We start from the raw sequence: 20,758 nt of genomic DNA, 5'->3' as shown, positions 1-20,758 counted from the left end.
AACTTAAAGACCGATTTTTTCGGTCTTTTTTTTATTTTTGACTTATGGATTCCAAAAAAAAACTAGGCCTTGTCGGGAGAAATATTTCCTATTCCTTTTCCAAGAAATTCTTTGAAGAAAAATTTCAGAAACTGATGCTTGATCAGCTTTCTTATAACATTTTTGACCTTCAGGAAATTGACGAGGTAGAAAATCTATTCCAAGATCCCGATCTTTTAGGCTTTAATGTAACCATTCCGTATAAAGAAAAAATCATTGATTATCTGGATGAACTCAGCGATGAAGCTCAAGAAATCGGTGCTGTAAACTGTGTTTTAATTGAAAATGGTAAAAAAACAGGATACAATACAGATGCTTTCGGTTTCGAAAAAACTTTAAAAATCCACAGAAAACCTCACCAGAATTCTGCATTGATTTTAGGAAACGGAGGTGCTGCAAAAGCCGTGCAATATGTTTTAAATAAAAATGGAATTTCAACTCAAACTGTTTCAAGAAAATCAGAACTCAATTTCGGAAATTTGGACAAAGAAACCGTTCAGAATTATCACATCATCGTTCAGTGTACTCCTTTAGGTACATTTCCGAACACCGAAGATTGTCTGGAATTTCCTTTTGACGGACTTTCAAAAGAACATTTGGTTATTGATCTGATTTACAACCCAAATTACACCCAATTTATCATTAATTCTGTCGGAAAAGGAGCAAAAACAGTCAATGGATATTACATGCTTGAGCAGCAGGCAGAAAAAGCCTGGGAAATTTGGAATTTTAAAAAAAAATAACATAAATTAGTACTTTATTTGGCTTTTCCCTATATTTAAAGAATAAACGCCACTCACATAAAAGATTTGCTATGACTACAGAAAACAATCTTTCTGAAAACGAAGAAAACAAAATTTCTACCGAGGTAACTCCACAGGAAACACCGGAAAGCCCTGCTCCTGAAGAACAGAGTACTCAAGAAGAGGAAACAGAGCATACCGAAGACCATGCAGATGAAGAGATCTCTCTGAGTGACGCCCTCAAAGAAATGGAAACAATCATCAATTCTAATAACGCAGGAGAGAATTTTAGAAGATTCAATGCGTTGAAAGAAAAAGCAAATCACGCTATTCATGACGAGATTGAAGACAAAAAACACGAATATACAGATGCCGGAAATGCAGCTGAAAATTTCAGTTATGAGCATCCTGCACAATCTAAACTTTCTGCACTGATTCACATTTATAAAGAAAAGCATGATGCTTTCCAAAAAGGTCAGGAAGAAGAGCAGAAAAAAAACCTGGATCAACGTCAGGAACTGATCGACAGACTTAAAAATCTATACACTAATTCTGAACCGGGAACGAATCTTTTCAAATCGATCCGTGAAATCAAGGAAGAATGGTCAAAAGCCGGACAGGTTGCAAAATCCGAATTTAAAATTCTTAATAACAATTACTTTCATCATTTGAATCAGTTTTATCAGATGTTGGATCTTAATAAAGAGTTTCTTGAGCAGGAATACAGCCACAATCTTGAGAAGAGACAACATATCATTGCTCGTGCAAAAGAACTTGAAAATGAACCTGTTGTACAAAAAGCTTTAAACGAATTACAATATCTTCATAAACTTTGGAAAGAAGAAGCTGAACCGGTTGCAGAAGAATTCCGTGAGAAAACATGGGATGAATTTAAAGAAATCTCTAATAAAATTCACGAAAGAAAATCTGAGCTTTCTGCAGCAATTGAAACAGAGCAAAACGCCAATCTTGAAAAGAAAAATGAGATCATCGCTGAGATCAAAAAATTATCTGAGCCGAAAGATATTCCAAATCATAACTACTGGCAAAACTCGATCAAACGAGTTGAAGAACTTCGTTCGGAATTCCTAAAAACAGGAAGCGTTCCAAGAAAATTATCCAACAACAATTGGAATGATTTTAAATCGACGCTCAGAAGCTTTAATACTACAAAAAACAATTACTATAAATCATTGAAAGGCTCTCAACAGGAGAATTTAGATGAAAAATTAAAACTGATCCAGACCGCAAAAGACAATATGCTTTCTGAAGACTGGGATATTGCAGTTGCACTTTTCAAAAAACTTCAGGAAGACTGGAAAAAAATCGGTCACGTTCCGAAAAGCATGACCAATAAGATCTGGGACGAATTCCGTGAAGCCTGTAATACATTCTTTAATAATTACAGAGAAAAAAGCAATGCTTCTACCGACAACTGGAAAGAAAATTACAAGCTTAAAAAAGAAATTCTTGAAGAGCTTAAAACAATTTCTGACGAAGAAGGAAGCATTGAAAAAATTGAAAATATCAAAACTTCATGGAATAATATCGGGAAAGTTCCGAGAGATAAAATCGGGATTAATTCTGAGTTTAATAAGACTTTAAGAGAAAAATTAAAGCTTAATAAGATCAACGAACTCGAACTGAAAGAAGAAGGGTTGTCTGAAAACCAATTGACCGATAAAGCAAGAAAGATCAAAAATCAGATTGCTGATCTGGAAGCCGAAATTGTGAAACTGGAAAACAACTTAGCGTTCTTTAAAAACCCGTCGAGAGAAAATCTTATGCTAAGAGATACTTACAATACTATTGATGACAAGAAGGCTCATTTGGAAACTTTGAAGCAAAATCTTCACAATATTATATCCGGAGAATAAATATTTAATACAATTTATAATGGCGAAGCAAAGAAATTTGTCTTCGCTTTTTTAATGATATGCAGGACGAAATTTACATCAAAAGATGCATTGAGCTGGCTAAAAAAGCTTTGGGAAACACTTATCCAAACCCTTTGGTTGGAAGCGTAATTGTGCACAACGGGAAAATCATCGGTGAAGGCTATCATCATAAAGCGGGTGAAAATCATGCAGAAATCAACGCAATCAATTCAGTTGAAGATAAAAGCTTGATTCCTGAATCTACAATCTATGTTTCGTTGGAACCATGTGCTCATTTTGGAAAAACTCCGCCTTGTGCTTTAAAAATCGTAGAATTAGGATTTAAAAAAGTTGTCATCGGCGCGATGGATTCTCATGACAAAGTCAACGGAAAAGGAAAAAAAATTATTCAGGACGGAGGAATTGAAGTCGTATCCGGAATTCTGGAAAAAGAATGTATTGATTTAAATAAAAGATTCTTTACTTATCACGAAAAAAAACGACCTTTTATTGTTTTGAAGTGGGCACAATCAGCTGATGGATTTATGGATAAAGATTTCAAACCAACACAGATCAGCAATTCTTTAACGAAACAATTTGTGCACGAATTACGAAATAACGAACATGCGATTCTTATTGGAACGATGACTGCACTTCGTGACAATCCGAGTCTTACCACCAGAGAAATGACCGGAAGAAATCCTATCAGAATCCTGATTGACATCGATCTGAAAGTTCCTGCAGATTACAATATTTATAATAATGAAGCAGAAACTCTTGTTTTTAATTCCGTAAAAAATTCTGACGAAGGAAATATCAAATTTATTAAAACCGAACGAGAAAATTTCATTGAAAAACTGATTAGAAAACTATACGAATTGCAGATTCAATCGATCATTGTGGAAGGTGGAAGTTTGGTTTTACAACAATTTATTGATGCGAACCTCTGGGATGAAACAATTGTCATTAAAAATGAGCGCCTGATCATTGAAAACGGAACGAAAGCTCCAAGATTTCAACATGCGCCATTTGAAATTAAACAATTCAGAGATAATGTAATGGAATTTCATAAAAATTTAGATTAGAATCTGAACCCAATGCTGCACGAATATAAGACCATTGAAAAGCCCGTTGAAAATACACTTCTCAAAGAAAAAGGAAGTAAGTTTATCGGATTTGCCTTCCCTGTCAATAATGAAAGTGAGCTGAAAAGTGCTTTGGAGAAAGTAAGATCAGAACACCCCAAAGCGACACATCATTGCTATGCTTTCAGAATGGGGCTCAACGGAGAAAATTACCGTGCCAACGATGACGGAGAACCTTCCGGAAGTGCAGGATTGCCGATTTACAATCAACTTTTAGCCAATGAGATCACCAATGTTCTGGTCATTAGTGTAAGATATTATGGAGGAACAAAACTGGGAGTTTCCGGTTTGGTAAAAGCGTATAAAGAATCAGCGAAAATTACTCTGGAAGAAGCCGAAATCATCACCAAAGAACTGGAAATGGAAATTGAAATTCAGTTTAACTTTAATCAGCAAAATGTCATTTTTACGCTTCTATCAAAGTTTGATGCAAAAGTCCTGAACTTTGATGCTCATGAAAACTGTATTCTGACTGCTTTACTGAAAACTGCACAAAAAGAAAATATCTCAGAAAAATTATCTGAAATGCAAAATGTGAAATATAAATTTATAGAATAAGAAGCTATATATCTCTATAATTCTATAGTCTTCCTTGTCTCTGTATTATGCAGAAAAATTTTAACATTTTTATTACCATATTTTTTCTTCATTCCTATCCCTATTTTTTGATAAACCTCAATGTCCGGAAATGGAGCTGATTTGATTTCAGACATTGCCCAATTTTGCAAATTCAGATAAGGCTTGTCTTTGCATAACTTACCATCTACAGGCTCCAGATAAGGTTTCAATTCATAATTGTCATTGTTGACACAGATATACATTTGATACCCTTTACCCGAATACAGATTAAATGAAAAATACTGATACCAATTTCCAAAAAAACTGAATATCGGCATGATAAACCATAAAATAAGCCAATAAGAATTATTCAAAATCATTTTACTATCTGTTTTCTCTACCGGTAAAGCATACAGGAGAAACAGAATAAAGATCAAAGTAAAATTCCAAAACCAAATTACCGAATTATAGTTTAAACCAAAAGGTCCGATTAGAATTAAAATGCAGATATGCATTATAATTAAAAGTAAACTTATTTTCCTTTTAGATTTTGAGACAAGAAGTGAAATTGCCAGTAACACTTCAATTACAGGAATCAGCAATCCTGCAAAAAAGAGTTTGAATTTTAAAATAATTTCTAATGACAGACCAAAAAAATCTTTCAGAATCTCATCCATCCAGAAAGTAGATAGAAAACTTCGATTGAATTTGTGAAGACCACTAAACAAGTACATTGACACTAATAATAAGTGAAAAAGAAAAATGATATTTTTAGGTCTTGAAAAATTAATAATTATGACCGCAAGCATACACAAGTACATATATTCCCAAGGTTGCCATCTTACTGTATCTAATAAGCAACTCAGAAATTCAAATAAAAAAAGAGAAATCAATAGCAATCTATTTACTCTAAGAAATACGATCAACAATAAATTTAAAAGAGATAGCCCGAATATAATTAAATGTAAAGAATCCGGAATGTATTTTAAAAAATCAAACGGAGGTATTACAGGATAAATTCTTTCTGCAACCCATGTCTTATAACTCCATATTTTTGTAACAAACCAGACAAGAGCAATAACTTTGATTAGATATTTAATCTGTTGATTTTCTGACATTAATACTTTTTTCTGATACATTCAAGTTTTTTTTGATATTAACAAAAATATCAAATTCATTTGAGTTGATTAGAAAATTTTGAATTAAACAAAAAACATCCCAGAAAACTTTCTGAGATGCAATATAATTTTTTGATTTTAAAGATTAAATTCTAATCTCTGCGACCGCCCATTAAAAGTGATGCAAAGTAAAGAAGTTGAGCCAGAGAACCGATTGCAGCTACAAGATAAGTTCTTGCCGCCCAAGTCAGACTGTCTTTCACTCCAACAAATTCTTCTGATGTTACTGTTCCTGTATCTTTCAACCACTTCATTGCTCTGTTGCTTGCATCATATTCTACCGGAAGTGTTATAAATGCAAAAAGTGTTGTTATTGCAAACATGATAACTCCTATCAATAGAAGTATTTTATTTCCGCTTGCAGCCATCAGAACAATACCTCCAATAAGTACAAACTGCATCAAATTTGAGCTGATGTTTACAACCGGAACCAATTTTGATCTTAATTGCAACATCGAATAACCAACTGCATGCTGTACCGCATGACCACATTCGTGAGCCGCAACCGCCGCCGCCGCGGCATTTCTCTGCATGTAAACACCTTCCGAAAGGTTTACTGTTTTATCTGCGGGATTATAATGATCTGTCAATTGTCCGGGAACCGATATCACTTGTACATCATTGATTCCGTTATCTCTCAACATTTTTTCTGCCACTTCTTTTCCTGAAAGTCCATTTCTAAGATGTACGTTAGAGTAATACTCAAATTTAGATTTCAATCTTGAGGAAACCAGCCAGCTTACAAGCATCGAGATTCCTATAATAAGATAATAACCTGTCATTTTTTCTGAAATTTTATATATAATAATTCTATTAAGGGATGTAATAATTGTGCCAAAGTATTAACAATTATTAATTATATTTGTGGTAGAAATTACCCTAAAATACTATGTCAGAAGTTTCAATTCTTGAAGTAAAAACACCTAACGAATTAAAACAATTTGTGAGATTCCCGATGGATCTGTATAAAAACAATCCCTATTACGTTCCATCATTTATAAAAGACGAAATAAATGTGTGGAATCCTCAGGAAAATCCCGCATTGCAATATTCTGAAGCAAAGCAGTTTTTAGCATGGAAAAACAATAAATTAGTTGGGAGAATCGCGGTAATGATTAATCATAAAGAAGAAAAAGAACTTGGCATCAGAAAAGTTCGTTTCGGATGGATTGATTTTATTGATGATCAGGAAGTTTCAAAAGCATTAATTGACACTGTAATCAATTATGCCAAAGAACACAGGATCGACAATATTGAAGGACCGATGGGATTCACCAATCTTGATAAGGCAGGAATGCTGACTTTCGGTTTTGAAAAGATTGCCACAATGATCGGAATTTACAATCATGAATATTACCCAAAACACATTGAAAATCTCGGACTTGTAAAAGAAAAAGAATGGGTAGAATTTGAAATGAATTTCCCAAAAGTTCTTCCTCCAAAAGTAGAAAAATTCAGTAAGCTGATTGCTGAAAAATATAATCTGCGAGTTTTAGATTTCAAAAACAAAGAAGAGATTTTACCTTACGTAAAACCTATGTTTAAGTTGCTCGACGAAACTTACAAGCACCTTTCAACTTACACGCCTATTTCCGAAGAACAGATAAAAACCTATAAAGAAAAATTTTTCCCGATGATTGCCAAGAACTACGTTATCTGCGTGGTTGACGAGCATGACGAGTTGGTTTCTTTCGCCGTGACCATGCCTTCATATTCTAAAGCATTGCAAAAAGCAAAAGGCAAACTTTTCCCTTTTGGATGGTGGCATTTTATGCAGGCTCAGAAAAAAAACGACCGTGCTAATTTTTATTTAATCGGAATTCATCCTGAATATCAGAGACGTGGTGTAACCGCTATTATTTTTAAAGAAATTTTCGTGCGTTTCAATAATATGGGTATCGATTTCGCAGAAACAAACCCGGAACTGGAAGAAAACAAAAGCGTGCAGGTTCTTTGGCAGGATTACAATCCTGTGAATCACAAAAGAAGAAGAACGTATTCATTAAAGTTTTAGCATGAAAGTACATCTCATATTTTTTGCCGTCCTGATTGCAGGGTTTATCTCTTATAATATGCTTTTCAAAGCGGAAGATGACCGGCTTAATACCATCATTAATATACTTTATGCGAGCGTGCTTTTTGGTTACATCGCTTTCATGGCGTTTGCTTTACTTAAAAAAATGAAGAAATAAGCACTATTTTTATTGATTCTAAATTATCGGTTTTCCTCAATTTCATCAGACTTTTAAGTTGATTAATTTCATGCTTTATTGTTTATTGCCTAAATTTGCAACTTGAGATAATAATGTAAAAATGAATTTACCTGAAAGTTATATTCCGATACTCATACAAGCCGGTGTAGCCATTGGTTTTGTTGCCATTTCTTTATTAGGCGCTCATTTTTTGGGTCCACAGCAAAAAAAAGGGAATTCTGTGAAGAACTCAAGCTGGGAATGTGGTATTCCTGTTGAAGGAAATGCAAGAACTCCATTCTCTATCAAATATTTCTTAACAGCAGTACTTTTTGTGCTGTTTGATATCGAAATCGTATTCTTTTATCCATATGCAGTTAACTTCAGAGAATTCGGAATGGAAGGATTTTTTGCAGTGCTAATGTTCGTAGCTATTTTCTTCCTTGCATTTTTCTATGTTTGGAAACGTGGAGCATTAGACTGGGATAAATAATCAATCATCATTTTAAATAAGAGATTTAGATAAACACAATTGAATTAAGGTTAACATTAACCGTAATTTAGAATCTAAATTAGAATCTTAAAAATCAACAAAATGTCAGATCAAAAACCAATTATAAGAACAGATGCACCAGCTCCCGAAGGATTTGAAGGAGAAGGTTTTTTCGCAACGAAGCTAAGTAGCGTAATCGGGATGGCAAGAAAGTTTTCACTTTGGCCTTTACCGTTTGCAACCTCTTGTTGTGGTATCGAATTTATGGCAACGTTAAACCCTACTTATGATGCTTCGAGATTTGGTATGGAAAGAAACTCTTTCTCACCAAGACAGGCAGATATGCTGATGGTTTGCGGAACTATTTCTAAAAAATTAGGACCTGTATTGAAAGAAGTTTATACTCAAATGGCTGAGCCAAAATGGGTTGTAGCTGTTGGAGCATGTGCTTCAAGCGGTGGTATTTTCGATAGTTATTCTGTTTTACAGGGGATTGACAAAATCATTCCTGTAGACGTTTATGTTCCTGGATGCCCGCCAAGACCGGAGCAGATTATTGAAGGTGTAATGCAGGTTCAGGCTTTGGCAGAAAGCGAAAGTCTAAGAAGAAGAGACGCACCAGAATATCAGCATTTACTAGACTCTTATAACATTAGCAACTAAGAGAAATGACGAACGAATTTGTATTAGAAGCAATTACGAGAGAATTTCCTGAAACTGTAATTTCAAGTTCAGAACCTTACGGAATGCTGACAATTGAAATTAAAAAAGAAGATATTAAAAAAGTCATTCATTATCTGAAAGATTCATCTTTAGAAATCAATTTCCTTACTGATGTTTGTGGAATTCATTATCCTGAATTTCCAGATAAAGAAATCGGTGTTGTGTATCATTTACAAAACATGATGACTAATTTCAGATTGCGTTTAAAGATTTTCATGTCAAGAGAAAATATCGAGGTAGATTCTCTGACTGAATTGTATGCAGGTGCAAACTGGATGGAAAGAGAAACTTTTGATTTCTACGGAATTAAATTTAAAGGACATCCGGATCTGAGACCTATTTTAAATATGGAAGATCTTGGATACCACCCTATGTTGAAAGAATATCGTCTGGAGGATGGCACAAGAACAGACAAGGACGATGCAATGTTCGGAAGATAATATAGCCAATGGCGGATGGCAATTAGCCAATAGCCAGAAGCAAATAGCTAAAAGCAAATATTATGAAAGATAACTCATTATCTAATATACTTAACCAACACGACAGTAAAGAACAGATTGACGGGCAGTTATACACCCTCAATTTAGGACCTACTCACCCTGCAACACATGGTATTTTCCAGAATGTGTTGACGATGGATGGAGAAAGAATCCTTCATGCTGAGCAGACGGTTGGTTATATCCACAGAGCTTTTGAGAAAATTTCTGAAAGAAGAAACTATTCTCAGATCACTACCCTTACAGACCGTATGAACTACTGTTCTGCTCCTATCAATAACTTAGGATGGCACATGACGGTTGAAAAGCTGATCGGTATCAAAGTTCCGAAGCGTGTAGACTATATGCGCGTTATTTTAATGGAATTGGCAAGAATCGGTGACCACTTGATCTGTAACGGGGTAACCGGGATGGATGCAGGTGCAATTACAGGATTGACTTATATGTTCATCGAAAGAGAGCGTATTTATGATATGTACGAGCAGATTTGCGGTGCGAGAATGACAACCAATATGGGAAGAATCGGAGGTTTTGAAAGAGATTTCACTCCAAAATTCCATGAATTACTGAAAGATTTCTTAAAAACTTTCCCGGCAAGATTTGCAGAATTCGGTCAGTTGTTAGAAAGAAACAGAATTTTTATGGATAGAACCATTGGTGCAGGGGCTATCTCAGCTGAGCGTGCATTAAGCTATGGTTTTACAGGTCCTAATTTACGTGCAGCAGGTGTAGATTATGATGTAAGAGTTGCAGAACCTTATTCTTCTTACGAAGATTTTGACTTCATTATTCCTGTAGGAACTGCAGGTGATACTTATGACAGATTTATGGTTCGCCAACAGGAAATCTGGGAATCATTAAAAATCATCAACCAGGCTTACGATAATCTTCCAGAAGGACCTTTCCACGCAGATGTTCCTGATTTCTATCTTCCTGAAAAGGCAGATGTTTATCAGAAGATGGAAGCTTTAATTTACCATTTCAAAATTGTAATGGGAGAAACTGATGTTCCGAAAGGAGAAGTTTACCATGCAGTAGAAGGCGGAAACGGAGAATTAGGATTCTATTTAGTAAGCGATGGTGGAAGAACACCTTACAGATTGCACTTCAGAAGACCATGTTTCATTTATTATCAGGCTTATCCTGAAATGATTACAGGTTCTGTAATTTCTGATGCGATTGTAACGATGTGTAGTATGAATATCATTGCGGGAGAATTAGACGCCTAATAGAATAGACAAAAAGATAAAAGAAGAAAGAATAAAGACTTTCTTCAAATAAATAAAATTGAATTTAGATCACGAATCAAATAGTCTTTTCTCTTGATTCTTTGTTCTTTAATCTATATTAATAAAATGAGCGAAACAATAGCTTTTAAACCGGAAAGTTTACAGCAGGTCCATAAAATCATGGCAAGATATCCTGAAGGAAGACAAAAATCTGCTCTTCTTCCTGTGCTTCATTTGGCACAGAAGGAATTCGGAGGTTGGTTAGACGTTCCTGTGATGGATTATGTTGCTGAATTATTGAGCATTAAGCCAATTGAAGTATATGAAGTTGCAACTTTCTATACGATGTTCAATATGAAACCTGTTGGTAAATATGTTTTGGAAGTTTGCAGAACCGGACCTTGCATGGTTCGTGGAAGCGAAAAAATATTAGATCACATCAGAACTAAGCTGAATATTAAAGACGGTGAAACCACTGCAGACGGTATGTTTACATTAAAACCTGCGGAATGTTTGGGTGCATGCGGATATGCTCCGATGATGCAGCTTGGGAAATTCTTTCACGAAAATTTAACCATAGAAAAAGTAGACGAAATCCTTGATCTTTGCAGAGAAGGACAACTTGCTTTGGACTAATCAAAATTTTAAATTCTAGATTTTAGATTTTAAATTGAATTAAAGTTTTAATAATAATTAATGCAAAAAGCTGTCACATTGAGCTTATCGAAGTGCAAAAGCCAATTGCAATAAGCAAATAAAAATGAGTAAAAAACTTTTACTTAAAGACGCACATATAGAAGGTATCCGCTACTTTGAAACTTACCGTAAACAGGGAGGTTACACTGCAGCAGAAAAAGCCTTGAAAATGACCCCCGAAGAAATTCTTGAAGAAGTAAAAGTTTCAGGTCTTCGTGGACGTGGTGGTGCAGGTTTCCCAACAGGAATGAAGTGGAGCTTTCTGGCAAAACCGGAGGGCGTTCCAAGACACTTGGTAGTGAATGCAGATGAATCTGAACCGGGAACTTTCAAAGACAGATATCTGATGGAATTTCTTCCTCATCTTTTGATTGAGGGAATGCTGATTTCATCTTATACTTTGGGTTCCAATGTTTCTTATATCTACATCCGTGGAGAATATTCATGGATTCCTGATATTTTGGAAGAGGCGATTGAAGAAGCTAAAGCAGCAGGATTTTTAGGTAAAAACATCTTGGGAACTGGTTTCGATTGCGAAATTTACGTTCAGAGAGGTGGTGGAGCTTATATCTGCGGTGAAGAGACTGCTTTGCTTGAATCTCTAGAAGGTAAAAGAGGAAATCCAAGATTAAAACCACCTTTCCCAGCTGTAAAAGGACTTTGGGAAAGACCAACGGTTGTCAATAACGTTGAATCTATCGCAGCTATTGTTCCTATTATAGATATTACAGGTGCAGAATATGCTAAAATCGGTGTTGGAAGATCCACAGGTACAAAATTAATTTCTGCTTGCGGAAATATCAATAAGCCAGGAGTTTACGAAATCGACATGACCATTACGGTTGAAGAATTCATTTACTCTGATGAATATTGTGGTGGAATTCCAAACGGTAAAAAGCTGAAAGCTTGTATTCCCGGAGGAAGTTCTGTTCCTATTGTTCCGGCAAATTTATTATTGAAAACTGTAAACGGTGAACCAAGATATATGAACTATGAATCTCTTGCTGACGGAGGTTTTGCTACCGGAACAATGATGGGTTCAGGAGGTTTTATCGTTTTGGATGAAGACCAGTGTATCGTAGAACACACTATGACTTTGGCGAGATTTTATCACCATGAAAGTTGCGGACAGTGTACCCCTTGCCGTGAAGGAACGGGTTGGATGCATAAGATTTTAAAGAAAATAGAGAAAGGAGAAGGAAAAATGGAAGACATCGATTTACTTTGGGATATCCAGAGAAAAATCGAAGGAAATACCATTTGTCCATTGGGCGATGCGGCAGCGTGGCCTGTTGCAGCAGCGATTCGTCATTTTAGAGATGAATTTGAATGGCATGTAAAAAATCCTGAATTAAGTCAAACTCAAAACTACGGATTGGCCAATTATGCAGACCCTATCCCAGTTGCAACAAGTAATTAATAGAGTCTCAAAAAATTGAAAAATATAATCGTTCTTTTATTATTGATCGGATTCAGTTCAGTTAATTTAAAAGGACAACAACAGGAGGAAAACAATAGAGTTTTCAAAAAAGGAAGCTTCTTAGTGTTTTGGGGATGGAATAATGCCAAATATTCAAAATCAGATATTCACTTTAAAGGTGACGGATATGATTTTCAATTGGATAATGTAGTGGCGAATGACAGGCAGACCAAATTTGATTGGGGAACCTATTTTAATCCGGGAAGTATAACAATTCCTCAGGTTAATTATAGAATTACTTATTTTCCGAAAGATAATTTAGGAATTACTTTGGGAATGGATCATATGAAATATGTGATGGATCAAAACCAGACTGTAAATTTAAAAGGATACATCAATGATCCCAAATATGCAGGAATGGTAAATAATGGACAAGTAGATCTGAACAGTGGAGAATTTTTAACATTCGAACACACAGATGGTCTTAATTATATCAATATTGGAGCTCAGAAATATCATAATGTTTTAAATAAAAAACATATTGTTATTTTTGCGAGTTATGGAGGTGGATTAGGCGCATTACTACCAAAATCTAACGTTCAGTTGATGGGAAATGAAAGAAGTGACAGATTCCATTTGGCAGGATTTGGATTGGATGCGAGAGCTGCTTTAAGTTTAGTTATCATTAAACATATTGTATTGCAGGCGGAAGGAAAGCTGGGTTATATCAATATGCCGGATATTAAAACTACTCTTAATAACAAGCCTGATAAAGCTTCACAGGATTTTACCTATGCACAGGTGAATTTTGGAATAGGATATACATTTAATACGACAAAAAGATCAAAGTAATTTGATTTAATTAATAAAAAAGAACTATTGCTTAACGCATTATAAAGCGAAAGAATATGAGCGAAGAGGTTAAGAAATTCAAGATAACGATAGACGGACAGACTGCTGAAGTTTTGCCTGGAACTTCCATTTTGGAAGCAGCAAGACAAATAGGCGGAAAATCTGTGCCCCCAGCAATGTGCTACTACAGCAAATTGGAAACCAGTGGAGGAAGATGCAGAACATGTTTGGTAGAGGTTTCTAAAGGTTCAGAAGCTGATCCGCGTCCTATGCCGAAATTGGTAGCAAGCTGCAGAACAAATGTGATGGACGGAATGGAAGTGAAAAACCTTTCTTCTGATAAAGCACAGGAAGGCCGTAAAGCAGTTACTGAATTTTTGTTGGTAAATCACCCATTAGATTGCCCGGTTTGTGATCAGGCAGGTGAATGTCATCTTCAGGATTTAGGCTACGAACACGGAAATCTTGAAACAAGAACAGAATTTAAGCGAAATACATACGAAGCTGACGACTTAGGTCCACACATCAAATTGAATATGAACCGTTGTATCTTGTGTGCAAGATGCGTTTTGGCGGCCAATCAATTGACTGGTGAGCGTGAGCACGGAATTTTATTCAGAGGAGATCATGCTGAAATTTCTACTTATTTAAATAAAGCTTTGGATAATGACTTTATCGGAAACGTAATTGACGTTTGTCCGGTTGGAGCATTGACTGACAGAACTGCACGTTTCGCAAGCAGAGTTTGGTTTACAAAACCAATGAATGCTTCTTGTAAATGTGATAAATGTTCCGGTAAAACTACTGTATATTTGAAAGGTGATGAAGTGGTAAGAGTTACCGCAAGAAAAGATCAGTGGGGAGAAGTTGAAGAATTCATCTGTGACACTTGTCGTTTCGAAAGAAAAAATTTATCAGACTGGAACATTGAAGGTCCTAGACATATCGACAGACATTCTGTTATTTCATTAAACCACTACGAGAAACCTAAAGACGAATTGAGAGTTTTAGACAATCCGATGGCAAAAGAAATCAGCGAAAAAGACGAAAAATAACAATAAATTATAAATTTTAGATTGTAAATTTTAAATGAATTTATAATCTAAAATCTAAAATCTAAAATTTAGAATGGATTTACTTACATTTAAATTAATACTTGTACTGGCGCTTTTCCTGTTATCATTAACGATAGCAGCCTATTCTACTTGGGCAGAAAGAAAAGTGGCGGCAATTATGCAGGACAGAATCGGACCAAACAGATCTGGACCATTCGGTTTATTGCAGCCTCTTGCAGATGGTGGGAAATTTTTCTTTAAAGAAGATTTTACTCCGCAAAATGCAGAAAGATTCCTTTTTGTATTGGGACCTGCATTGGTAATGTTTATTTCATTGATTACCGGAGCGGTGATTCCTTGGGGTAAAACGTTGAACATTGGTGGTGAATCTTTCGATTTACAGGTAGCTAATATTGATGTAGGTGTACTGTTCATTATCGGTATGGCTTCTATTGGAGTTTACGGAATTATGATCGGAGGCTGGGCTTCCAACAACAAATATTCATTATTAGGTGCAATTCGTGCTTCTTCGCAAATGATTTCTTACGAATTGGCGATGGGTCTTGCTCTGCTTTCTATCATCATGATGACAGGAAGTTTAGATTTAAAAGTAATTACCGAAACTCAGACTTCAGGGAAAATCTGGGGTCTTTTTGAGATAGACGGATTAAACTGGAATATACTTTACCAACCTTTAGCATTTTTAATTTTCTTTGTATCGGCTTTGGCAGAAACCAACCGTCACCCTTTCGATTTACCTGAATGTGAATCTGAACTGGTAACAGGATATTCTACAGAATATTCTTCAATGAAATTAGGATTGTATATGTTTGGTGAATATGTGAACATGTTTATTTCAAATGCATTTATCGTTGTTCTTTTCTTCGGAGGATACAACTATCCGGGAATTGAGTGGGTTACTCAGAACTGGGGAGAAAATGCAGCAGGAATTTTAAGCATCGTAGCATTTTTAACGAAAACGGTTGTCGGAATTTTGATCTTTATGTGGATCAGATGGACACTTCCGAGATTCAGATATGACCAGTTGATGCACTTAGGATGGAAAACATTAATTCCATTGGCATTGGTTAACCTGATGATTACAGGAGCTGTAATTTTAGCTTTTGGAAATTAAAAAATTGAATATAAATTAAGATAAAAGACAAGATTAGTCTAAAATCTAATGTCTAACATCTAATATCTATAAATAAATGAAACTTACAAACAGATCAAAAGTTGTTTCAAATAAAGAGATGACCTTTTCTGAGAAAATCTACCTTCCGGCGATTTTCAAGGGAATGGGGATCACTTTTAAGCATGCTGTGAGAACCGTTGTAAAACGTGCTCCGAATGTTTATTCTTATCCGGAAGTACAAAAACCGAGAGCAGATATCTGGAGAGGTCAGCACGTTCTGAAAAGAGATGAAGAAGGCAGAGAAAGATGTACAGCTTGTGGTTTGTGCGCAGTGGCATGTCCTGCCGAAGCAATTACAATGACGGCTTCAGAAAGAACAAGAGAAGAAAAAGATCTTTACAGAGAAGAAAAATATGCGTCAGTATATGAAATCAACATGTTGAGATGTATTTTCTGCGGAATGTGTGAAGAAGCTTGCCCGAAATCTGCAATTTATCTTACAGACCGTTTGGTGGATGTAGAAACCAACAGAGGTTCTTTCATTTATGGAAAAGATAAATTGGTTGAAAAAATTAATGAAAGGATTGACATCACAGAAAGACAGTCCGAGAAACAAAAAAATGCGGTAAAATAATGGATCAGTTTTTATTTTTCTTGGTGGCGTTTTTAGCAGTGTCAAGTGCGGTTTATTTCGTATTTGCGAGAAATCCTCTCTACGCTATTCTGTCATTAATTGTTACAATGTTTTCAATCGCCGGAATGTACATTCTTCTGAATGCTCAGTTCCTGGCCATCATACAGATCATCGTTTATGCAGGTGCAATCATGGTTCTATTCCTTTATATTTTAATGATGCTTAACCTTAATAAAGAAGACGAAAGTAAGAAGAACAATACTTTAAAGTTTGTCGGAGTTTTTACAGCAGGTCTTTTGTTGATTGGGGTTTTAGGTGTTTTCAGAGGGGTTCAGGAACAACATGTAGTGGTAGAAAATGTAGATAAAGGCGTTGGTCTTACAAAGAATCTGGGAAGACTTTTATTCAACGAATATGTTTTGCCGTTTGAGCTTGCTTCCATCCTGATTTTAGCAGGGATTGTAGGTGCGGTATTAATCGGTAAAAAAGATTTATAAATTATGGGAGAAGTAAATACTTTTATGCAAAGCGTCCCTTTGGAATATTTCATCATCCTTTCGTCAGTATTGTTCTGTCTTGGGGTTTTGGGAGTATTGCTGAGAAAAAACGCGATTGTAATTTTGGGTTGTGTGGAGCTTATGCTTAATTCTGTGAACCTTTTGTTGGCTGCATTTTCGGCATACAACGGGAACAGTGACGGACAACTTTTAGTTTTCTTCATTATGGTGGTTGCTGCTGCAGAAGTTGCTGTAGGATTGGCAATTATTGCGATGCTATATAGAAATACCCGTTCTGTGGATGTAAGTATATTTAATAAATTAAGAGGATAAAGAATGGAGAATTTAGTCTATGCAATAATACTTTTACCACTTTTAGGTTTTCTTATTAACGGTTTATTCGGAAAAAATCTTCCAAAAATAGTTGTTGGAAGCTTGGCAACCATTGCTGTTTTCGGATCTTTCTGTATTGCGGTAAGCTTATTTCTGAATTTCGATTCTGAAAGCCAGCCCGTGATCGTAAAAGCTTTTGAATGGTTCAGAGTGAACGGAATTCAGATTAACTTTGGTTTCCAGATTGATCAGCTGTCATTGATGATGGTAATGATTATCACAGGAATCGGGTCTTTGATTCACCTCTACTCTATCGGATATATGAGTCATGATAAAGGTTTCTATAAGTTTTTCACTTACTTAAATCTGTTTATCTTCTCGATGTTACTTTTGGTAATGGGAAGCAACTACCTAATCTTATTCATTGGATGGGAAGGTGTAGGTTTGTGTTCTTACTTACTGATCGGTTTCTGGTACACGAACGAAGAATATGGGAAAGCAGCAAGAAAAGCTTTCATCATGAACAGAATTGGTGACCTTGCTTTGTTGATCGGAATCTTTATGATTGCTTCTCAAACAAATGCAGTTGATTATTTAACAGTCGCTCAAAACGCAGGGAAATTTGAATTAGACGGAACGATCATCATCTTTATCACAGCGAGTTTATTTATCGGTGCTACGGGAAAATCTGCTCAGGTTCCTTTATATACATGGTTACCCGACGCAATGGCAGGTCCGACTCCGGTTTCTGCGTTGATCCACGCGGCGACGATGGTAACCGCAGGTATTTATTTGGTGGTAAGATCCAACTTCTTATTTACTTTAGCGCCAACCGTTCAGGACGGAATTTTATTAATCGGATTCTTAACCGCAGCATTGGCAGGTTTCTATGCGCTTCGTCAAAACGACATCAAAAAAGTATTGGCATATTCTACAGTTTCACAATTGGGTTTCATGTTCATCGCTTTAGGTTTGGGAGCTTATACAACGGCAATGTTCCATGTAATGACACATGCTTTCTTTAAAGCTTTGTTATTCTTGGGTGCGGGTTCTGTCATTCACGCAATGAGCAATGAACAGGATATGCGTTTCATGGGAGGTTTGAAAAAATATATTCCTATCACTCACGCTACTTTCCTGATCGGGACTTTAGCGATCTCAGGATTCCCTTTATTATCAGGGATGATTTCAAAAGACGAAATTTTAGTAGCAGCCTATGCTAAAAACCCGATCTATTGGGTGATGCTATTTATCTTAGCTGCTGTTACTGCAACTTATATGTTCAGACTGTATTACCTGACTTTCCACGGAGATTTCAGAGGTACAGAAGAACAGAAACATCATTTACACGAAAGTCCATTAAACATGACTTTACCATTAATTGTTTTGGCTGTCCTTTCAGTGCTTGGAGGTTTCATTAACCTTCCTCACTTCATCGGTCACGGTCATTATGCTAAATTAATGGAATGGCTGAAACCTGTTTTGACAGAAGAAAGCTTTAAGCAAATGGAAACTACACTTACAGGAGTAGCAGAAAGCACTGAATTTATTCTTTTAGGAGCTACTGTTGCTATGTTTTTTGCAGTTTGGTTTATCGTGAAAAATACTTATGTAAATAAGAAAAAAAGAGCTATCGCTGAAGACGATTATACAGGATGGGAAAAACTTTCTGCTAAGAAACTTTATGTTGACGAACTTTACAATGCATTGATTGTAAAAACCGTTGAAGGACTGGGACGTGGCGGAAAAATGTTTGACAAAGGCGTTCTGGATCGTTTTGTAGACTACGTGGGAGAAGGCGCTGAAGACAGCGGAAGATCGATGAAGCGTATACAGAACGGAAATGTAGAAAACTACATTCTGATTATGTCTTTAGCTGTGGGAATTATACTGATTGTTAACTTTATATTACAATAATGTCTTATTTACTATTAACATTATTACTTTTACCTCTAGTAGGTTCGGGATTGGTCTTTGCGTGGAAGAATACTTCCAGTAAATACTTGGCATTAGGAATTGCTTTGATTCAAATGCTGCTTACATTTTACGTTGTTTCGGATTTTGATTTTAATCCAACCGTAGACAGCGTATTGCAGTACGAGATCAACTATCCTTGGTCACAATTTATAAAAAGTACACTTCATTTCGGAATTGACGGAATGAGCTTGCTTCTTTTATTGTTGACCAATATTTTAATGCCGATCATTATTTTATCGTCTTTTAATGAAAATGTAAGCTATAAAAATTCTTTCTACGGTCTGATTTTGCTAATGCAGTTCGGATTGGTTGGTGTTTTCACCGCTTTAGACGGATTGTTGTTCTACATTTTCTGGGAAGTAACTTTGATTCCGATCTGGTTTATCGCCGCACTTTGGGGTCAGGAAAACAAAAGACTGGAGTTCACTACAAAATTCTTCGTGTATACTTTCGTAGGATCTTTATTTATGTTGGCTGGTTTAATCTACGTTTACAATCATTCAGCATCATTTGCCTTAACAGATTTGTATAACGCAGACCTTGGCGAAACTCAACAGATCGTTGTTTTCTGGTTTATTTTCTTTGCATTTGCAGTAAAACTTCCGGTTTTCCCATTCCATACTTGGCAGCCGGATACCTATACTTACTCTCCTACTCAGGGATCGATGTTGTTATCAGGGATTATGCTTAAAATGGCGATCTATGGTGTACTTCGTTATCTGATTCCGATTACGCCCACGGCAATTTTCGGAATTTCCGGACAGATTGTAATCATCTTGGCGATTGTGGGAGTTGTACATGGAGCATTGATTGCAATCATCCAGACTGATATGAAGAGAATCATTGCGTATTCTTCTTTTTCTCACGTTGGATTGATGGTGGCAGGTATTTTCTCATCCGCAGTTCTTACTTTAAGAGGAACATTTACGATTGAAGGAGCTGAAGGAGCTTTGGTACAGACATTTGCTCACGGGATCAACGTGGCAGGTTTATTTTTCTGTGCCGATATTTTATATAAAAGATTTAAATCAAGAGACATCAGACAGATGGGAGGTTTGGCGAAAGTCGCTCCGAAGTTTGCCGTTTTGTTTCTGATTATCATATTAGGTTCAATGGGCGTTCCGTTGACGAATGGTTTCATCGGAGAATTTATTTTGATTAAATCGATCTTTGATTTTAACGTATTGGCTTCAGTAATTGCAGGTCTTACTGTTATTCTTTGTGCAGTGTATCTATTGAGATTCTACGGAAAAGCAATGTTCGGACAGGGAGACGATGCAGTTTTAAGCACAGCAAAAGATTTATCAGCAGTAGAATTTTCGGTATTGGCAAGTATTGCAGTATTTGTAATTGTATTGGGAGTTTTTCCTCAGCCAGTCATTGATATGGTAAGTAGTTCACTGAAGTTTATTTATACTTCAATGATTAACTAAAATTTAAATAGTAAAAGATTAAGAATATTCAGAGAGCGTAAAGATTAAAGAG

General features: G+C 35.9%; 22 protein-coding genes. 20 read left to right on the top strand and 2 right to left on the bottom strand.

The window, feature by feature from the left end:
- The first annotated feature begins 44 nt into the window (after positions 1-44).
- The 4 genes from K0R77_RS15695 (at position 45) to K0R77_RS15680 (ending at position 4,362) form a co-directional block, all read left to right on the top strand.
- Positions 45-782, top strand: coding sequence for a shikimate dehydrogenase (locus K0R77_RS15695; protein ID WP_300354445.1), 738 nt, complete (start codon positions 45-47; stop codon positions 780-782).
- A gap of 71 nt (positions 783-853) precedes the next feature.
- Complete coding sequence (locus K0R77_RS15690; protein WP_300354442.1) at positions 854-2,659, top strand: DUF349 domain-containing protein; 1,806 nt, start codon at positions 854-856, stop codon at positions 2,657-2,659.
- A gap of 59 nt (positions 2,660-2,718) precedes the next feature.
- The gene (ribD, locus tag K0R77_RS15685; RefSeq protein WP_300354439.1) at positions 2,719-3,744 is read left to right on the top strand and encodes a bifunctional diaminohydroxyphosphoribosylaminopyrimidine deaminase/5-amino-6-(5-phosphoribosylamino)uracil reductase RibD; all 1,026 of its coding nucleotides are present in this window, start codon (positions 2,719-2,721) and stop codon (positions 3,742-3,744) included.
- Between the two features lie 12 nt (positions 3,745-3,756).
- A complete protein-coding gene (locus K0R77_RS15680; protein ID WP_300354436.1) occupies positions 3,757-4,362 on the top strand; it encodes a YigZ family protein in 606 nt (201 codons plus the stop codon).
- Positions 4,363-4,376: 14 nt separating this feature from the next.
- On the opposite strand, the gene K0R77_RS15675 is transcribed toward K0R77_RS15680, so the two are convergent.
- Both K0R77_RS15675 and K0R77_RS15670 read right to left on the bottom strand, forming a co-directional pair.
- A complete protein-coding gene (locus K0R77_RS15675) occupies positions 4,377-5,096 on the bottom strand; it encodes a hypothetical protein (protein ID WP_300354433.1) in 720 nt (239 codons plus the stop codon).
- Positions 5,097-5,632: 536 nt separating this feature from the next.
- The gene (locus K0R77_RS15670; protein ID WP_300354430.1) at positions 5,633-6,322 is read right to left on the bottom strand and encodes a zinc metallopeptidase; all 690 of its coding nucleotides are present in this window, start codon (positions 6,320-6,322) and stop codon (positions 5,633-5,635) included.
- 107 nt (positions 6,323-6,429) lie between these two features.
- On the opposite strand from K0R77_RS15670, the gene K0R77_RS15665 reads away from it, so the two are divergent.
- The 16 genes from K0R77_RS15665 to K0R77_RS15590 all read left to right on the top strand — a co-directional run bounded on the left by K0R77_RS15665 (position 6,430) and on the right by K0R77_RS15590 (position 20,706).
- Positions 6,430-7,554, top strand: a complete 1,125-nt coding sequence (locus K0R77_RS15665) for a GTP cyclohydrolase (RefSeq protein ID WP_300354427.1) — start codon at positions 6,430-6,432, stop codon at positions 7,552-7,554.
- A 1-nt stretch (position 7,555) separates the two neighbouring features.
- On the top strand, positions 7,556-7,732 hold the full coding sequence (locus tag K0R77_RS15660; protein ID WP_300354425.1) for a hypothetical protein: 177 nt from the start codon (positions 7,556-7,558) through the stop codon (positions 7,730-7,732).
- Positions 7,733-7,853: 121 nt separating this feature from the next.
- Positions 7,854-8,225, top strand: coding sequence for an NADH-quinone oxidoreductase subunit A (locus K0R77_RS15655; RefSeq protein ID WP_229985858.1), 372 nt, complete (start codon positions 7,854-7,856; stop codon positions 8,223-8,225).
- 102 nt (positions 8,226-8,327) lie between these two features.
- Entirely contained in the window at positions 8,328-8,888 is a 561-nt protein-coding gene (locus K0R77_RS15650) for an NADH-quinone oxidoreductase subunit B (RefSeq protein WP_229985859.1), read from the top strand.
- A gap of 5 nt (positions 8,889-8,893) precedes the next feature.
- The gene (locus tag K0R77_RS15645) at positions 8,894-9,388 is read left to right on the top strand and encodes an NADH-quinone oxidoreductase subunit C (RefSeq protein WP_300354416.1); all 495 of its coding nucleotides are present in this window, start codon (positions 8,894-8,896) and stop codon (positions 9,386-9,388) included.
- 62 nt (positions 9,389-9,450) lie between these two features.
- Positions 9,451-10,674 (top strand): NADH dehydrogenase (quinone) subunit D, encoded by a 1,224-nt coding sequence (gene nuoD / locus K0R77_RS15640; protein WP_300354413.1) that lies wholly within the window; start codon positions 9,451-9,453, stop codon positions 10,672-10,674.
- A 126-nt stretch (positions 10,675-10,800) separates the two neighbouring features.
- Positions 10,801-11,310, top strand: a complete 510-nt coding sequence (nuoE, locus tag K0R77_RS15635) for an NAD(P)H-dependent oxidoreductase subunit E (RefSeq protein ID WP_300354410.1) — start codon at positions 10,801-10,803, stop codon at positions 11,308-11,310.
- Positions 11,311-11,434: 124 nt separating this feature from the next.
- Positions 11,435-12,790: an NADH-quinone oxidoreductase subunit NuoF gene (gene nuoF / locus K0R77_RS15630; protein WP_300354407.1), complete on the top strand. Its 1,356-nt coding sequence runs from the start codon at positions 11,435-11,437 to the stop codon at positions 12,788-12,790.
- 45 nt (positions 12,791-12,835) lie between these two features.
- Positions 12,836-13,642 (top strand): hypothetical protein, encoded by an 807-nt coding sequence (locus K0R77_RS15625; protein WP_300354470.1) that lies wholly within the window; start codon positions 12,836-12,838, stop codon positions 13,640-13,642.
- A gap of 56 nt (positions 13,643-13,698) precedes the next feature.
- A complete protein-coding gene (locus K0R77_RS15620) occupies positions 13,699-14,697 on the top strand; it encodes a 2Fe-2S iron-sulfur cluster-binding protein (protein WP_300354404.1) in 999 nt (332 codons plus the stop codon).
- 73 nt (positions 14,698-14,770) lie between these two features.
- A complete protein-coding gene (gene nuoH / locus K0R77_RS15615) occupies positions 14,771-15,832 on the top strand; it encodes an NADH-quinone oxidoreductase subunit NuoH (protein WP_047447228.1) in 1,062 nt (353 codons plus the stop codon).
- Between the two features lie 76 nt (positions 15,833-15,908).
- Complete coding sequence (locus K0R77_RS15610) at positions 15,909-16,466, top strand: NADH-quinone oxidoreductase subunit I (RefSeq protein ID WP_076452809.1); 558 nt, start codon at positions 15,909-15,911, stop codon at positions 16,464-16,466.
- Positions 16,466-16,963, top strand: a complete 498-nt coding sequence (locus K0R77_RS15605; protein WP_047447235.1) for an NADH-quinone oxidoreductase subunit J — start codon at positions 16,466-16,468, stop codon at positions 16,961-16,963. Before K0R77_RS15610 ends, K0R77_RS15605 begins: the two co-directional genes overlap by 1 nt.
- Before the next feature lie 3 nt (positions 16,964-16,966).
- Positions 16,967-17,296 (top strand): NADH-quinone oxidoreductase subunit NuoK, encoded by a 330-nt coding sequence (gene nuoK, locus K0R77_RS15600; protein ID WP_047447237.1) that lies wholly within the window; start codon positions 16,967-16,969, stop codon positions 17,294-17,296.
- Positions 17,297-17,299: 3 nt separating this feature from the next.
- The gene (gene nuoL, locus K0R77_RS15595; protein WP_300354389.1) at positions 17,300-19,213 is read left to right on the top strand and encodes an NADH-quinone oxidoreductase subunit L; all 1,914 of its coding nucleotides are present in this window, start codon (positions 17,300-17,302) and stop codon (positions 19,211-19,213) included.
- Positions 19,213-20,706 carry a NuoM family protein gene (locus K0R77_RS15590; RefSeq protein WP_300354386.1) on the top strand — a complete coding sequence of 498 codons (1,494 nt, stop codon included), beginning with the start codon at positions 19,213-19,215 and terminating at the stop codon, positions 20,704-20,706. The genes nuoL and K0R77_RS15590 overlap by 1 nt, the downstream gene beginning before the upstream one ends.
- Positions 20,707-20,758: the final 52 nt, after the last annotated feature.

This window comes from Chryseobacterium sp. (genome assembly GCF_029240215.1).
GTDB lineage: Bacteria > Bacteroidota > Bacteroidia > Flavobacteriales > Weeksellaceae > Chryseobacterium.
The sequence above is the reverse complement of the archived record's forward strand: the minus strand, read 5'-3'. Positions and strand labels throughout refer to the sequence as shown.

Bases quoted from the DNA above. Each gene is read 5' to 3' on its own strand.
- K0R77_RS15695 (WP_300354445.1), top strand. From the start codon at position 45: ATGGATTCCAAAAAAAAACTAGGCCTTGTCGGGAGAAATATTTCCTAT.
- K0R77_RS15690 (WP_300354442.1), top strand. From the start codon at position 854: ATGACTACAGAAAACAATCTTTCTGAAAACGAAGAAAACAAAATTTCT.
- ribD (WP_300354439.1), top strand. From the start codon at position 2,719: ATGCAGGACGAAATTTACATCAAAAGATGCATTGAGCTGGCTAAAAAA.
- K0R77_RS15680 (WP_300354436.1), top strand. From the start codon at position 3,757: ATGCTGCACGAATATAAGACCATTGAAAAGCCCGTTGAAAATACACTT.
- K0R77_RS15675 (WP_300354433.1), bottom strand. From the start codon at position 5,096: ATGTACTTGTTTAGTGGTCTTCACAAATTCAATCGAAGTTTTCTATCT.
- K0R77_RS15670 (WP_300354430.1), bottom strand. From the start codon at position 6,322: ATGACAGGTTATTATCTTATTATAGGAATCTCGATGCTTGTAAGCTGG.
- K0R77_RS15665 (WP_300354427.1), top strand. From the start codon at position 6,430: ATGTCAGAAGTTTCAATTCTTGAAGTAAAAACACCTAACGAATTAAAA.
- K0R77_RS15660 (WP_300354425.1), top strand. From the start codon at position 7,556: ATGAAAGTACATCTCATATTTTTTGCCGTCCTGATTGCAGGGTTTATC.
- K0R77_RS15655 (WP_229985858.1), top strand. From the start codon at position 7,854: ATGAATTTACCTGAAAGTTATATTCCGATACTCATACAAGCCGGTGTA.
- K0R77_RS15650 (WP_229985859.1), top strand. From the start codon at position 8,328: ATGTCAGATCAAAAACCAATTATAAGAACAGATGCACCAGCTCCCGAA.
- K0R77_RS15645 (WP_300354416.1), top strand. From the start codon at position 8,894: ATGACGAACGAATTTGTATTAGAAGCAATTACGAGAGAATTTCCTGAA.
- nuoD (WP_300354413.1), top strand. From the start codon at position 9,451: ATGAAAGATAACTCATTATCTAATATACTTAACCAACACGACAGTAAA.
- nuoE (WP_300354410.1), top strand. From the start codon at position 10,801: ATGAGCGAAACAATAGCTTTTAAACCGGAAAGTTTACAGCAGGTCCAT.
- nuoF (WP_300354407.1), top strand. From the start codon at position 11,435: ATGAGTAAAAAACTTTTACTTAAAGACGCACATATAGAAGGTATCCGC.
- K0R77_RS15620 (WP_300354404.1), top strand. From the start codon at position 13,699: ATGAGCGAAGAGGTTAAGAAATTCAAGATAACGATAGACGGACAGACT.
- nuoH (WP_047447228.1), top strand. From the start codon at position 14,771: ATGGATTTACTTACATTTAAATTAATACTTGTACTGGCGCTTTTCCTG.
- K0R77_RS15610 (WP_076452809.1), top strand. From the start codon at position 15,909: ATGAAACTTACAAACAGATCAAAAGTTGTTTCAAATAAAGAGATGACC.
- K0R77_RS15605 (WP_047447235.1), top strand. From the start codon at position 16,466: ATGGATCAGTTTTTATTTTTCTTGGTGGCGTTTTTAGCAGTGTCAAGT.
- nuoK (WP_047447237.1), top strand. From the start codon at position 16,967: ATGGGAGAAGTAAATACTTTTATGCAAAGCGTCCCTTTGGAATATTTC.
- nuoL (WP_300354389.1), top strand. From the start codon at position 17,300: ATGGAGAATTTAGTCTATGCAATAATACTTTTACCACTTTTAGGTTTT.
- K0R77_RS15590 (WP_300354386.1), top strand. From the start codon at position 19,213: ATGTCTTATTTACTATTAACATTATTACTTTTACCTCTAGTAGGTTCG.